At 37.5% G+C, this 13,849-nt stretch carries 13 protein-coding genes; 3 read left to right on the forward strand and 10 right to left on the reverse strand.

Annotation, left to right across the window (positions count from 1 at the left end):
- Positions 1-25 precede the first annotated feature (25 nt).
- The gene (locus ASG21_RS06115; RefSeq protein ID WP_056077081.1) at positions 26-757 is read left to right on the forward strand and encodes a VTT domain-containing protein; all 732 of its coding nucleotides are present in this window, start codon (positions 26-28) and stop codon (positions 755-757) included.
- A gap of 185 nt (positions 758-942) precedes the next feature.
- Here the strand turns inward: ASG21_RS06115 and ASG21_RS06120 are convergent, their stop codons facing one another.
- Together ASG21_RS06120 and ASG21_RS06125 are read right to left on the reverse strand one after the other, a co-directional pair.
- Complete coding sequence (locus ASG21_RS06120) at positions 943-1,806, reverse strand: alpha/beta hydrolase (protein WP_056077083.1); 864 nt, start codon at positions 1,804-1,806, stop codon at positions 943-945.
- 48 nt (positions 1,807-1,854) lie between these two features.
- Entirely contained in the window at positions 1,855-2,358 is a 504-nt protein-coding gene (locus ASG21_RS06125) for a hypothetical protein (RefSeq protein WP_128414225.1), read from the reverse strand.
- 148 nt (positions 2,359-2,506) lie between these two features.
- Here ASG21_RS06125 and ASG21_RS06130 point away from each other — a divergent pair, with 148 nt between their 5' ends.
- Together ASG21_RS06130 and ASG21_RS06135 are read left to right on the forward strand one after the other, a co-directional pair.
- Positions 2,507-3,391, forward strand: a complete 885-nt coding sequence (locus ASG21_RS06130; RefSeq protein WP_056077087.1) for a DUF808 domain-containing protein — start codon at positions 2,507-2,509, stop codon at positions 3,389-3,391.
- Positions 3,392-3,465: 74 nt separating this feature from the next.
- Complete coding sequence (locus tag ASG21_RS06135; protein ID WP_056077093.1) at positions 3,466-4,392, forward strand: acyltransferase family protein; 927 nt, start codon at positions 3,466-3,468, stop codon at positions 4,390-4,392.
- A gap of 322 nt (positions 4,393-4,714) precedes the next feature.
- Here ASG21_RS06135 and ASG21_RS06140 read toward each other — a convergent pair whose 3' ends face one another.
- The 8 genes from ASG21_RS06140 to proS form a co-directional block, all read right to left on the reverse strand.
- Positions 4,715-5,728: a glycoside hydrolase family 43 protein gene (locus ASG21_RS06140; protein WP_082482369.1), complete on the reverse strand. Its 1,014-nt coding sequence runs from the start codon at positions 5,726-5,728 to the stop codon at positions 4,715-4,717.
- Between the two features lie 16 nt (positions 5,729-5,744).
- Positions 5,745-6,425, reverse strand: a complete 681-nt coding sequence (locus ASG21_RS06145; protein WP_056077095.1) for a hypothetical protein — start codon at positions 6,423-6,425, stop codon at positions 5,745-5,747.
- An 89-nt stretch (positions 6,426-6,514) separates the two neighbouring features.
- Complete coding sequence (dnaJ, locus tag ASG21_RS06150; protein WP_056077097.1) at positions 6,515-7,636, reverse strand: molecular chaperone DnaJ; 1,122 nt, start codon at positions 7,634-7,636, stop codon at positions 6,515-6,517.
- Positions 7,637-7,712: 76 nt separating this feature from the next.
- The gene (locus tag ASG21_RS06155; protein ID WP_056077099.1) at positions 7,713-8,249 is read right to left on the reverse strand and encodes a nucleotide exchange factor GrpE; all 537 of its coding nucleotides are present in this window, start codon (positions 8,247-8,249) and stop codon (positions 7,713-7,715) included.
- Positions 8,250-8,800: 551 nt separating this feature from the next.
- Positions 8,801-10,132 (reverse strand): Nramp family divalent metal transporter, encoded by a 1,332-nt coding sequence (locus tag ASG21_RS06160; RefSeq protein ID WP_056077101.1) that lies wholly within the window; start codon positions 10,130-10,132, stop codon positions 8,801-8,803.
- A gap of 114 nt (positions 10,133-10,246) precedes the next feature.
- Positions 10,247-11,545: an OmpA family protein gene (locus tag ASG21_RS06165; RefSeq protein WP_056077104.1), complete on the reverse strand. Its 1,299-nt coding sequence runs from the start codon at positions 11,543-11,545 to the stop codon at positions 10,247-10,249.
- Positions 11,546-11,810: 265 nt separating this feature from the next.
- A complete protein-coding gene (locus ASG21_RS06170; RefSeq protein ID WP_056077106.1) occupies positions 11,811-12,188 on the reverse strand; it encodes a hypothetical protein in 378 nt (125 codons plus the stop codon).
- A gap of 113 nt (positions 12,189-12,301) precedes the next feature.
- A complete protein-coding gene (proS, locus tag ASG21_RS06175; protein ID WP_056077109.1) occupies positions 12,302-13,777 on the reverse strand; it encodes a proline--tRNA ligase in 1,476 nt (491 codons plus the stop codon).
- Between the last annotated feature and the right edge of the window lie 72 nt (positions 13,778-13,849).

Genomic DNA, 13,849 nt, shown 5'->3' on the forward strand with positions numbered 1-13,849 from the left:
TTATTTTTGTTCATCATCATTATATATGGAATACAATAGCTGGAGAGATTTATTAAATCCCGAATTTTACATCAACATGGGTGGATTTTGGGTAATCTTGTTCATTATTTTTGCCGAAACAGGCTTGTTTGTAGGTTTTTTCCTTCCCGGAGATTCACTGCTTTTCGTTTCCGGAATTTATGCCGTAGACATTATCTCAAAAACATTCGGTTCTACAGGAAGTGATTTTCTGGATACTACTTTACTTGCCACTGCTGTTGCATTTGCTGCAGTCGTTGGAAATCAGGTAGGATATTGGTTCGGAAGCAAAACAGGACCGGCTTTGTATAAAAAACAGGATACTTTTCTTTTCAAAAAGAAATACCTGTATCAGGCACATGATTTCTTTGAAAAAAACGGAGCTTTAGCTGTAATTATGGCGAGATTTTTACCTGTGGTAAGAACATTTATGCCGATCGTTGCAGGTATTGTAAACATGGATAAAAAAGCTTTCCTTCGGGACAATATCATCGGTGGTGTATTGTGGTCATTCAGTTTGATTTTTGCAGGGCACTATCTGGATAAACTGTTCATGGATCAGTTTGGAATCAATCTGAAAGAAAAACTGGAGTTCATCATCATTATTATCGTTTTGGTAACAACTGTTCCTGTAATTCTGAAATTCGCTTTCGGAGCACCAAAAGAAAATCCAATTGTGGAAGATGAGGTTCTGGAAGAATTAATTGATAAAGAAGAAGAGAACGACAAAGAAAAATAAAATACCAACCTGCTCCGGCAGGTTTTTTTGTTTTGAACTGAGGTTAAGGATGAGGTTAAGGTTAAGGTTAAGGTTAAGGTTAAGGTTAAGGTTAAGGTTGCGAACTTGCAATTTTTTTCGAAAGGATTTAATATTTCTAAATATCACCCATCATCCATCATTCATCACTAATTACTCATTACCCATTACTCATTCCTAATCCACTCCAAAATATTAGGATAAATAATACTGTCTCTTTTTGTCTTATTAAAAAACCGTGGCGCATGACCCGTATTTTCCATAAAAACCAATTTATGGGGAATATTCATCTTAGTTAAAACAGAATCCAACGCCAGTCCCTGTTTCTGATTTACAAGAAAGTCTGTATTTCCCTGAAACAAAAGCGTCGGTACGGAAGAAACATTTGCTACCGGACTTGCTGTTTTAAATTCTTCGGAAAGATTTTTTCTTTTAAATTTTGTCCCCACCATTTTCTGGATTGTTCCGGAAGTATATTTTGAGTAAAAAGATTTCAGATATTCTTCAGAATAAAAGTCGGTTGGTCCGCTCAGTGAAATTATTTTTTTGATTCTGTCAGGATTTTTGTAGCCGTAGAGCAGAGCCAGATGTCCACCGGCACTTTCGCCCAGAAGAATATAATTATCAGGTGACAATTCTGATTTTTCGGTAAGAGAATTGAACTTTTCAATAGCCAGATCGATGTCCTCAAGCTGTTCGCGGTAGGTAATTCCTTTTTTTACCAAACGGTAATTCATATTGACACTCGGAATATTATTGTCGAAAAGCATTTTCTGAATCTTAATCATGTGCTCCTTTCTGCCATATTTCCATGCGCCACCGTGGATGATTAAAACGACAGGAGATTCTCTGGGGTAATCGGCGGGAAGAAAAACATCCATCTTTTGGCGTTTGTCATCACCATATTTCAGGTTGTAAACTTTTTGAGCATCATTTCCTACCCAAACTCTGAATTTTGAATTGCAGGAATTTAAAGCAAAACCCGCTAATCCTAAAACGAAGTAATGGTAATTGAGAATCAGCTTTTTCATAGAGTAAAAGTAGGGAAAATTTGATTTTATATATGTCTATTTTGAATATTAAGAACTAAAAAAATGGAATGTATCACCATGAACTTCGGTACACTTTCTAAAAAACTCCTTTGGAATTCCATTCGAGAAATTGATTTTTGAAATAACTCTTGCGTCACAATCATTATTTTTATTTTCAAATATGAGCTTATTTTTTTCTAATCTTGCTGGTAGATCCGACATCATTATTAAATTATATTCGCCCACATATTCATTTAAATCATTGTAAACTAGTATTTTATTGGTTGCTCTTTTAGACAGACCCCAAATCCAGACATAGTTCATTAAATGATATACCTTATCCTTCTTAGTCTTTACTTTTCCCAGATAAGTTAAATGTGTTTCCATACCACCACTTATGTTCCACTTGCCATAAATAATTTTTTTGCCGATGATAGCCTGCTTTAAAGTTTTAGTGCGGATATTTTCATCAAAGTTTTGACACAGTAAGAATTGTGGATAAATCAAGAGTAATAAAGTGATTATAAGTAAATTGTTTTTGAATATTTTCATACTTACTATTTGATTTTTTTTATTTACTATTATTTTATACAAGAAATAATTCAGTATAACTTAAAATTAAAAATTTTCAAAACCAAATTAAAACATTATTTTTGCTCTTGGTTTAATTTTAACAAACCTTAAAAATAAATTAAATTTTATGGCTTCAGGCTTTTTTGCGCTTCTTGATGATGTTGCAGCTTTAATGGACGATGTGGCGGTAACCACTAAAATAGCTACAAAAAAAACAGCAGGAATTTTAGGTGATGATCTTGCCGTGAATGCCGAGAAAGCTACGGGGTTTATGTCTTCAAGAGAAATTCCTGTGCTTTGGGCAATTACCAAAGGGTCGTTTTTAAACAAACTGATTATTCTACCTATTGTATTTTTACTGAACTGGCTGTATCAGCCTGCAATCAACTATATTTTAATTGTCGGAGCAATGTATCTGGCTTTTGAAGGCGTTGAAAAAATTATTGAGTTTCTTTTTCACCGGAAAAAGGAAGGGCACGAGGTCATAGAAGAGCGGGAAGCTGATACACAAACCGCCGAGGAAATCGAAAAAGCAAAAGTGAAATCTGCAGTGACCACAGATTTTATTCTTTCACTGGAAATTGTAATTATCGCACTGGGAACTGTGCTGGAAGAAAGCCATCCTTTCATTACCCAAATTCTTGTAACAAGCCTTGTTGCCATAGTAGCAACAGTTGGTGTATATGGAATTGTAGCATTAATTGTGAGAATGGATGATGCCGGTTTCAAATTAATCAAAAAAAGTAACGGTAAAGGTTTTGCATCAAAATTAGGTCAGTTCTTGGTAGATGCGTTGCCGTGGGTAATCAAATCTTTAGGTGTGATTGGAACGATTGCTTTGATCATGGTTGCTGGAGAGATTTTTGCCCATAGAATCGAATATCTTCATCACATTTTACCTGACTGGAACGCCACCTTAAAGCAGGTTGTTTTCGGTTTGGTCGGCGGTTTAATCGGTGTGGCTTTATTCACTGCGGGTAAAAAAGTGTACAGTCTTGTTTCAGGTAAGTAGAAACTGTTATTAATTAAAATATAAAGGTTTACGAAGATGTTTCCGGACGGTTTTCGTAAACTTTTTCGTTTAAAATGAGAAGCTTAGCGATAGATCTTTTGAAAATTGTTCTCGCCATATTTGTGGTCGGGCTGCATATTCATTTTCTCAGAGATTCTTATCCAATACTCAGCTATCTGCTTGTGAATGGGCTTTTCCGTCTGGGAGTTCCCGTTTTTCTGATTATTACCGGCTATTATTTTTCCTTTGTTAATGATTTTTCTAAACTTAAAAAGTGGCTTTTCAGAATCTTTATTTTATACGCAATCTGGACGGTCATCTATATTCCGCTTTGGAAAGAAGGTGAAGCAGTTACGAATATCGTTTTCGGCTACCATCATTTATGGTATCTCAACGGAACTTTATTTGCCGGAATTCTTCTGTTTTTTCTCAGAAATAAAAGCCCGAAACTCCTGATTTCATTGGGTTTTCTTTCTTTTCTTTGTGGTTATGCAATTCAATATTTAGGGAACTCTCATTTTTTTGAAGGCGAAACGAATGAGCTCTTCAACCGCTACCCGATGTACCGAAACTTTCTTTTCGACTGCTTCCCGTTTTTAACCATTGGTTTTCTGATTAAAAAATACGAATGGGATGTGAAAAGAAATCCGTCGCTCTGGCTGGTTTTATTATCAGTTACAGCTGTCATCGCGGAAGCCTTTGTCAATATTCAGATTCTTAAACTTTCGAAAAAGGAAAGTGTCGATCTCTTATTTTCCCTGTTGATAGCTTGTCCGCTCCTGTTTATTTACTTTAAAAATTTAAAATATAAAACGGATTCGAAGATTCTCGCAAGCATTTCAACTGCAATCTATTTCATTCATCCGCTGCTGATGTTTTATGTTTATAAATCTGAAAATCTTTTTGTACTGCAGCATGCAGATTTATTTTTTGTAAGTTCTCTTATTTTGTCAAGTTTAGTTTTGGTATTTTTAAACCGAAGGCTAAAGTATCTTCTTTAAAAAAAAATGCTTACTTACCACAGTGGGCACCCAGGATTCCACTACGAGCATAAAATGTAGTGAACTTTGTGTAAAAACCTTTGTGAACCTCGTGGTAAAATATAGATGCAGAAAATCAAAAGTTATTATGCAAAGTGAAAATCTGCAACATCAAAATCTTTAAAATCATACGTCTCAATTGAAAAACTCAGACGTCTAACTTCTCTGATTTAGACGTGTAACTTTTTTAAATCAGACGTCTCATTTTTAAGGCTTATGCGAAAGCCCGTCATCACGGCATCTGCAAAAATAAAATTTCGATTTAAAATGCCCCTGAAAAACACTAATCCTGCCCGTTCATGGGAATGATTTTTCCGTTTTCATCGTATTTCAATTCCCTCACTTTTAAACTTCTTAGGTAACTTTTTCCTCCAGATAATTTACTGTCGTGGTAAAATAGATATGATTTTCTGTCGATTTCAACAATGCTGTGGTGCGTCGTCCAACCCACAACCGGACTTAGAATTTCTCCCTGAAAAGTAAATGGACCGTAAGGATTGTCGCCGGTGGCATACACGAGTTTATGCGTTTCTCCTGTGGAATAGGAGAGGTAGTATTTGTTTAGATATTTGTGAACCCAGACTCCTTCAAAGAACCTCCGGTGCTGGTCGCCGGCCTTCAGAAGATTGCCGTTCTCATCCAGAATCTGAATGTCTTTTGGTGCTTCTGCCAGTTCTATCATATTGTTTTTCAGCAAAGCCATTTTGGGAAGAAGAGCGTTTTCGTCTTTGCCCAGTTCAGGATACTTTTCAGAATGTACATTATTTCTGTACTGATGAAGTTGTCCGCCTTTCAAACCTCCAAAATAGATATAATATTTGCCGTTGTCTTCCAAAACCTTAGGATCAATACTGTAAGTTCCTTTGACAGGTTCTTTTTCTGCTTTAAAGGGTCCCTCAGGATTTTTAGAACTTGCCACACCGATTCTGAAAATTCCGCTTTTATCTTTTGCCGGGAAATAGAAATAATAGTTTTTGCCTTTCTTTGCAATGTCAGGCGCCCAAAGCTGTTTCTCCGCCCACGGAATATCTTCAAGTTTTAAAATCATACCTTCATCTTTTGCTTTGTGAGAAGGAGATTCCAGACTCAAAACATGGTAGTCTTTCATGTTAAAATGCCCTCCGTTGTTGGCATCCGTCACTTCAGTCTGAATATCATGAGAAGGGTAAATGTAGATTTTATTATTAAAGACATGCACCGAAGGATCGGCAAAATATAAATCATTAAAAAGATAATTTGGGGCCTCCTGAGCATAAAAAATTTGTGAAAATATGATGAATGCAAAAATCTTCTTCATGGTTGGAAAGTTTTAATTATTTTAAAGAAAGGTTATTGATGAAAGCCAGTTTAATATGAGCAGCATCAACGAATTCAGAATGATTAAGGTCGATTTCTCTGTCGGTTTTTAATTTTTCAAAAAAGCTGATGATTTTTTCTTTGTTAATACTGTTTTCAATATAATGATTAAAAAACAGCTCAGAAGTTTCGTGATCGGCATGGCAAAGTAGAAAAGCAAGCGGAACTAAAGAATCTTCGCAGTAAGGGTTGAATTTTGTTCCTTTATTTTTTAGAAATTCAACAGCAGTTTCTTTAGCATCAAAGATTTTAAAAATTGGGAATACAAACTTTTGAATATTCTTCACAATTTCACTGATTGATTTTTCATGAGACAATCCTGCTAAATTCCATTTTTTCCAGGTTTGGAGTGGTGTAATATATCCGATGTGGTTGGCATAAATTAATCCGGTGCAAAATTCACTTTTGATATTTTCAATCTGCCATTTCTTTAGACTTTTAGAATAAATAGCCATACTGGGATTGATCATAATATGAGAAGAATGATTGTTGAAACCAGTCTGAAAGGTGAGTTCAAAGAAAATATCTTGATCCGATGCAACTTTTTTCAGCCGTCGCCCTTTTTCATAGATTTTAAAATCTCCAAGCTGATTGGCTATTTCATTACAGGAGTTTAAAAAAACAATTTTGGAATCCATTAATTTTTGTAAATGTCGGGGTGTTCAAACAAATATAGATTAAAATTTGATGAATAAAAAAAGGAGGCTTAAAAAAGCCTCCCGTATATTTAATTGAATAGATCCTTCACTTTATCAAAGAAAGTTTTTTCTTTTCCTGACGGTTCGGCTTCCATTTCACCACTGCTCATCATCTTTTCAAAGAAATCTTTTTGCTCTTTATTCAGTTTCTGAGGTGTCCACACATTAATGTGAATAAACATATCGCCTTTTCCGTAGCTGTCGATGCTTGGCAGACCTTTTCCGGCAAGTCTGAGGATTTTCCCCGACTGAGTTCCTGCATCAACGGTTATTTTAACTTTTCCCCCAACTGTAGGTATTTCCTTTTTTGTTCCCAATGCAGCTTCAGCAAAAGAAACATAAAGCTCCTGATGAAGATTGTCGCCTTCTCTTTTGATCGTCTGATCAACCTCTTCTTCTACAATCACCAAAAGATCACCGGGAACTCCGCCAAATGGTGCGTCATTACCTTTTCCTCTTACATTCAGCTGGATTCCGTCTCTGGCTCCCGCAGGAATGTTGATTGAAATTTCTTCTTCATCTTTTATCAAACCCTGTGCATTGGCTCCCGCAGGAATTTTATCGGCAACTTTCCCGATTCCCTGGCAGGTTCCACAAGTGGTTTGCGTCTGCATCTGTCCGAACATCGTGTTCATTACTTTCATCTGAACTCCGGCCCCGCCACAGGTAGGGCAGGTTTTAGACGTAGCACCTTCCGCCATCTTCATCTTTTTGACTTTGATGGTTTTCTGTGTTCCGTTCACCATTTCTTCAAGATTAAGCTTGATACGGATTCTGAGATTCGAACCTTTTACCTGCTGACGGCCACCGCCGCCACCGCCAAATCCGCCGAAACCACCACCGAAAATATCGCCAAACTGGCTGAAGATATCTTCCATATTCATTCCGCCGCCGCCGAAGCCGCCGCCTCCAAAACCGCCGGCACCGCTCATTCCTGCATGACCATATTGGTCGTAGCGCGCTTTCTTGTTGTCGTCGCTCAATACTTCATAGGCCTCTGCAGCTTCTTTGAATTTTTCTTCAGCTTCCTTGTCACCCGGATTTTTATCAGGGTGATATTTGATCGCCATTTTGCGGTACGCTTTCTTAATTTCGTCGGCTGATGCAGATTTGCTGATCTCAAGAACCTCGTAATAATCTCTTTTTGACATCTTTTCTATGGGTAATTGGCAATGGGTAATCAGCAATCAATATTGCTCATTACCCATTACTCATTTGCTTTTATTATTAATTTCCTGTTACTACTTTCGCGAATCTGATTACTTTTTCTCCCAAAGTATATCCTGTTTCGATTACGTCTACGATTTTTCCTTTCAGATCTTCAGACGGTGCAGGAATTTGTGTAATTGCCTCGTGATAATCTACATTGAAACTGTCTCCCGCTCTTACTTCCATGGCTTTAAGACCTTTCTCAGTAAGTTTGTTTTTAAATTTCTGATAGATCAGTTCAACACCCTGAAGTTCAGCTGCATTTTCATTTTTCGCAATTTCCTTGATCGCTCTTTCAAAATCATCCAAAACGCCAAGCATAGAAACCATCATTTCCTGATTGGCATACTGGAAGTACTCCATCTTTTCTTTTGATGTTCTCTTTTTATAATTTTCAAACTCAGCATAGAGACGAATGTAACGATCTTTTTCCTGTGCCAAAACTTCCTCTGCCGTCGGTTCTGCTGTCACATTTTCCTCAGAAACTTTTTCTTCCTGAACCTTTACTTCTTCCTGTTGATTGATGTTTTCTTCGTTGATATCCTGATTTTCCATATTTAAATAACTTTTACAAGGTGTTTTGACAAAGATTCTGCCAAAGAAAAAAAAGTGACAATTAGGCAGATGAGGAAGAGGCAAGGCAAAAGTAAAAAGAGCCGTAAAGAAAGAGCCAGATCAAAAGTATAAAGAATCAAGTTTAAAAATGCTGTTAAATCATAATTTTTTTTTTCTTATCTCAACCTCAACCCAAATCTCGCCGCGGGATCCCGAACTAAAATCTCAAACCTCAAATCTCAAATCTCATATCTCAAATCTCATATCTCAAACCTAAAATTTCAAATCATTTAGGAGCTAATCCGGCTATCCGCTGTATCTTTTTTGCAGCGGTCTCCTCTCCGTTCCGTCCGCCACAAAAAAGGATGCCGCTTCTATCCGGGCTAGTTTTGAAAGAAACAAGATTGTAAGAGCTATGTAAAAAGTATAAATAACCTTATTGGAAGAACCAAGTAAAAAGAGCCAAATTTTGAAATAAGCTATTAAATAATGATATTTTTTATCTCAACCTCAACCTTAACCTTAACCTCAGCCTCAACCTCAACCTTAACCTAATCCGTAAAAGTCTGGTACAAAAGATAAATATTGAGCACAATAATAATCACCGCAATAATCCAGACACAGGTTTTCAGAAATGGTTTATTAGCAAATTCTCCCATTTTTCCCTTGTCATTGGTAAACATAACCAAAGGAACAACAGCAAAACTCAACTGCATCGACAGAATTACCTGACTTAAAACCAGAAGATCAGTAGTTCCCTGTTCGCCATAAATTATTGCTACAATCAATGCCGGAATTACTGCGATCAATCTTGTGATCAGTCTTCTCAACCAGGGTTTTAACCTGATATTCAGAAAACCTTCCATTACGATTTGTCCTGCCAGAGTTCCCGTTAACGTTGAATTCTGTCCCGATGCCAAAAGCGCAATGGCAAAAACAATACTCGCCATCGAAGCTCCAAGGATTGGGGTGAGCATTTTGTAGGCGTCATGAATGTCTGCGACGTCTTTATTTCCGCTGGTGTGAAAGGTTGCAGCCGCCAGAATTAGAATTGCAGCATTAATGAAAAACGCCAAAATCAATGAAACTGAAGAGTCTAAAGTGGCAAATTTTATAGCTTCCTTCTTTCCTTCTTTAGTTCTGTCGTAATCGCGGGTCTGAACAATACTGCTGTGAAGATAAAGATTGTGAGGCATCACCGTTGCACCAAGAATTCCAATTGCAATGTACAGCATTGCCGGATTGCTGATGATCTCTTTTTTTGGAACGAGTCCTCCGAAAATTTCATTTAACGCAGGTTCTGAAATCACGAGTTCATAGACAAAACATCCGAGAATAATAAAAATGAGTCCGCCAACTATACTTTCAATCCAGCGGAAACCTTTTGCCTGAAGCAAAAGAATAATCAAAACATCAACAGTAGTAATCACAATTCCCCAGGTAAGCGGAATTCCAAAAAGTAAATTTAATGCAATTGCAGATCCGATGACCTCTGCCAGATCACATGCAGCAATGGCAATTTCACATAAAATCCAGAGCATAAAATTGGTCTTGGGACCATAATGATCGCGGCATGCCTGTGCCAAATCTCTTTCTGCAACAACACCCAGTTTTACTGAAAGATGCTGCAAAACCATCGCAAATATATTTGAAATCAGAATTACTGAGAGAAGGGTATAGCCAAACTGCGCACCACCGGCAATGTCTGTAGCCCAGTTTCCTGGATCCATATATCCCACAGCTACCATCAGACCAGGTCCGGCAAAGGCAAGGTATTTTCGCCAAAAACTTCCATTTTTGGGGATCTTAACGGAAGAGTAAACTTCGGGAAGAGAATGCATGGTTTTTTCTTTACGCCAAGCACTTTTTAATTTCAGATTCATATTTGTTAGAAATGACTAACAAATGTAATTAAATCTATACCAACTTAATCATATTTAAACAAAAAAATCCCAAAGATTTACTTCGGGATTTAATTTTTATTGATTCTAAAGAATTTATTTGGCGAATCTTACAGACATTTTTCTGTCAGTTGCTCTTTCAGAATCTGAAGCAGATGCATCTACTGTTGCAAATTTACTTCCATATCCTTCGGCTCCTAAAACCTGCGCACCAACGCCGTTTTTACCAAGCCAGTCTTTGATGAAGTTAGCTCTGGCTGTAGAAATTCTCACGTTAGTAGCTTCGTCACCGGTTTTGTCGGTATAACCTCCGATTTTAATTTTTGCATCAGGATAAGCTTTCAGGATAGCTACAAGATTATTCAGCTGACCTTCTGAGCCGGTCTCTAATTCAGATGAACTGTTCATTTTGAAATTCACATGGTCAAAATCATACCACTGATCTTTCAAAACAGCATCATCTGAGGCATTTTTATAGCCATCAGTTTTAAGAAAAGCAATCATCTGATCTTCCATTCCACCTTTGTAACCCATCAGCGCAACTCCGTTCAAATCGATGTTTTCGTCTGTGCGTGCTTCAGCTGGGGAGTTTGCAGAATCTCCGGTATAGGCATCAACGGTATCAGACCTGTTAACTGCGGTAGAATCATTTGCTGTTGTTGTAACTGTTGTTTCTTTTTTCTCACATTGTTTCCAGACAAAATATCCTGCAGCCAATAAAAGCAAAAGAGGAAGCAACCATTTCCAGATTGAGCCGCCTTCGCTGGTATTTCTGTCGGGAAAAGTGCCTCCGTCAGCTACACTTCTTGTTACTTCAACCTGAGGCTCAGCTTTGGGAGTGGTTGTTGCGGGATTTTCATTTCCGTCAAAACCATAACCTTTTGCCCAGTTTCCAAGATTTAATGAAGCTAAAGATAATCCTGCAGGCAATAAACCTGAAACAAGACCTTTCTGTTCATTCAAAAGATGTGAAATTCCTGATCTGTCGAGATTCTGATCCTGAGCATACTTTGCCACGGATCCTGCTGTAGCTCCGGTTACAAGATTTAAGAGTGATCCTGCGGAGTTGGAACTGATTCCTGCGTAGGTTGCTACAGAATTAATCAAAGTAGAAAGCTGTTCACCAAAAATACTTCTTAAAAGCGTGTTGATCCAGCTGTTTCCCTGTACGTTTGCACTGAGATTCGAAACAGAATCTCCGGAACCAGCTCCTGTAATGGAATCCAGTACTTCCGGTTTATCAGAATTGTTGGCCAGTCCACCTAAAACTGCCGGGAGAAGTCCGCCGACAGCTTTAGAAATTCCGGATTCACTTTCTCCCAGCTGTTGGGCTGTCTGCGATGTAAAAGCCGGTCCGAGCTGGCCTTTAATAAGATCAATTAGATTCAATGACATAATAATTTATTTTGTAGTTAATGTATTTTAAAATTAATAAAAAACTTTTCAATATTTTAATTTTAATTGAAAAATTTTGATTTAAAATAGGTTTTTAATATGATTTAAAGCTTTTTGTTGTGAAATATTCATTTTAAAATTCATCAGAATTCCCTTTACCTGAAAGCATTATCTATAAAGTTAGATATAAGATTTTTGAAGATTATTTTTTCTGTAGCATTTAAAAATTTCCGCACATCTACAATCCAACCTTTTTTGTCTGGAATTATTTTTTACCTGAAAATAATGCCCATGCAATCAGAACAGGCTGCATAAAAAGTCGTGCAAAACGTCTGGAATCTGTATCTAAAACGAAAGCATCTTTTCTGTTGAGGTATTGAGAAATATTTCCTGGAAATACAGCGGCGAAAAATGTTCCTGCAATGATTCCAGCGGGTTTCTGATATTTTTTCGGTGCTAAGATTAAGCCGGTTCCCAAAGCTATTTCTGCAATTCCGGAGTAAACAACGGTATCATCTTTTTTGAGCGGAACCCAATCGGGAACCTGCGCCTGAAATTCTTTGCGGGCAAACGTTAAATGTGCAATGCCTGCTGCAACGAGCATTCCGCCTAGAGCGATCTGTGCTATTTTTTGATTTTCCATAATATATTTTTGTGGGTTGTATGTAAAAAATCAACTTCAGTACCAAAAAGCAGATTGCTGTAAACAAAAAAAGACCGCCGTAGCGATCTTCTTTATATTTTGAAAGAATTTTTTTAATAAGCTTTTGCAAATAAAACTCTTCTAGCTGAAGGTTTTCCTGTAACCAAAGAAACACCTTCTTCCACATCATCATCTGAAGGAATACATCGGATCGTAGCCTTGGTTTCATTTTTAATCTGCTCTTCCTCTTCTGCTGTTCCGTCCCAGTGAGCGTAGATAAATCCGCCCTTTTCGTCTAAAACTTTTTTGAACTCTTCATAAGAATCTACCTTTGTAATATTATCTTTTCTGAAGTTTAAAGCCTTTTGGTATAGATCAGTCTGGATGGTTTTTAAAAGATTTTCAATGTGAGAATCCAAACCTTCGATAGAAACAGTTTCCTTTGTCAGATTATCGCGTCTTGCAATCTCTACAGATTTATTCTCAAGGTCTCTTGGTCCCATTGCAATTCTTACCGGAACTCCTTTCAGTTCGTATTCTGCAAATTTCCAGCCCGGTTTATTCTGAGTATCATTATCAAATTTTACCGAAATTCCTTTTGCCTTGAGTTTTGCCTGAATGTCTAAAGCGACCTCACTGATTTGAGCCAGTTGTTCTTCACCTTTAAAAATAGGAACAATCACCACCTGAATCGGTGCCAGAGTAGGAGGTAAAACCAAACCTAAGTCGTCAGAATGCGTCATGATCAAAGCACCCATCAAACGTGTGGATGTTCCCCATGAAGTTGCCCATGCGTGCTCTATTTTTCCTTCCTTGTTGGTGAATTTTACGTCAAATGCTTTCGCGAAATTCTGTCCTAAAAAGTGAGATGTTCCAGCCTGAAGAGCCTTTCCATCCTGCATTAATGCCTCGATGCAGTAAGTATCATCTGCACCTGCAAATCTTTCAGAAGGCGTTTTTACACCTTGAATAACCGGCATTGCCATAAAGTTTTCGGCAAAATCGGCATATACTTTATTCATTTTTTGAGCTTCTTCTACAGCTTCATCTTTCGTTGAGTGAGCGGTATGGCCTTCCTGCCACAGGAATTCTGCTGTTCTCAGAAACAGTCTCGTTCTCATTTCCCAACGTACTACGTTTGCCCATTGGTTGATCAGAATCGGAAGATCTCTGTAAGACTGAATCCAGTTTTTATAGGTGCTCCAGATGATGGCTTCAGAAGTTGGTCTTACGATAAGCTCTTCTTCAAGCTTAGCATCAGGATCAACAATCAGTTTCCCCGGATTGTCTGGATCATTTTTAAGTCTGTAATGGGTAACTACTGCGCATTCTTTTGCAAATCCTTCAGCATTTTTTTCTTCAGCCTCAAATAAACTTTTGGGCACAAAAAGAGGGAAGTAAGCATTCACGTGACCGGTCTCTTTAAATTTTTTGTCCATTTCGTCACGCATCTTCTCCCAGATGGCGTATCCGTACGGTTTTATCACCATACATCCACGAACTCCTGAGTTTTCTGCCAGATCAGCTTTTACAACAAGCTCATTATACCATTTGCTGTAATCATCGCTTCTTGAGGTAAGTTTTGCCATTATTTTATAGAATTTTTTTAACTTTTATTAATAATTGTAATCTAAAATAAAAAGTCTATTTTTGATTGAATT

This window comes from Chryseobacterium sp. Leaf394 (assembly GCF_001424105.1).
Classification (GTDB): domain Bacteria; phylum Bacteroidota; class Bacteroidia; order Flavobacteriales; family Weeksellaceae; genus Chryseobacterium.

Bases quoted from the DNA above. Each gene is read 5' to 3' on its own strand.
- ASG21_RS06115 (WP_056077081.1), top strand. From the start codon at position 26: ATGGAATACAATAGCTGGAGAGATTTATTAAATCCCGAATTTTACATC.
- ASG21_RS06120 (WP_056077083.1), bottom strand. From the start codon at position 1,806: ATGAAAAAGCTGATTCTCAATTACCATTACTTCGTTTTAGGATTAGCG.
- ASG21_RS06125 (WP_128414225.1), bottom strand. From the start codon at position 2,358: ATGAAAATATTCAAAAACAATTTACTTATAATCACTTTATTACTCTTG.
- ASG21_RS06130 (WP_056077087.1), top strand. From the start codon at position 2,507: ATGGCTTCAGGCTTTTTTGCGCTTCTTGATGATGTTGCAGCTTTAATG.
- ASG21_RS06135 (WP_056077093.1), top strand. From the start codon at position 3,466: ATGAGAAGCTTAGCGATAGATCTTTTGAAAATTGTTCTCGCCATATTT.
- ASG21_RS06140 (WP_082482369.1), bottom strand. From the start codon at position 5,728: ATGAAGAAGATTTTTGCATTCATCATATTTTCACAAATTTTTTATGCT.
- ASG21_RS06145 (WP_056077095.1), bottom strand. From the start codon at position 6,425: ATGGATTCCAAAATTGTTTTTTTAAACTCCTGTAATGAAATAGCCAAT.
- dnaJ (WP_056077097.1), bottom strand. From the start codon at position 7,636: ATGTCAAAAAGAGATTATTACGAGGTTCTTGAGATCAGCAAATCTGCA.
- ASG21_RS06155 (WP_056077099.1), bottom strand. From the start codon at position 8,249: ATGGAAAATCAGGATATCAACGAAGAAAACATCAATCAACAGGAAGAA.
- ASG21_RS06160 (WP_056077101.1), bottom strand. From the start codon at position 10,132: ATGAATCTGAAATTAAAAAGTGCTTGGCGTAAAGAAAAAACCATGCAT.
- ASG21_RS06165 (WP_056077104.1), bottom strand. From the start codon at position 11,545: ATGTCATTGAATCTAATTGATCTTATTAAAGGCCAGCTCGGACCGGCT.
- ASG21_RS06170 (WP_056077106.1), bottom strand. From the start codon at position 12,188: ATGGAAAATCAAAAAATAGCACAGATCGCTCTAGGCGGAATGCTCGTT.
- proS (WP_056077109.1), bottom strand. From the start codon at position 13,777: ATGGCAAAACTTACCTCAAGAAGCGATGATTACAGCAAATGGTATAAT.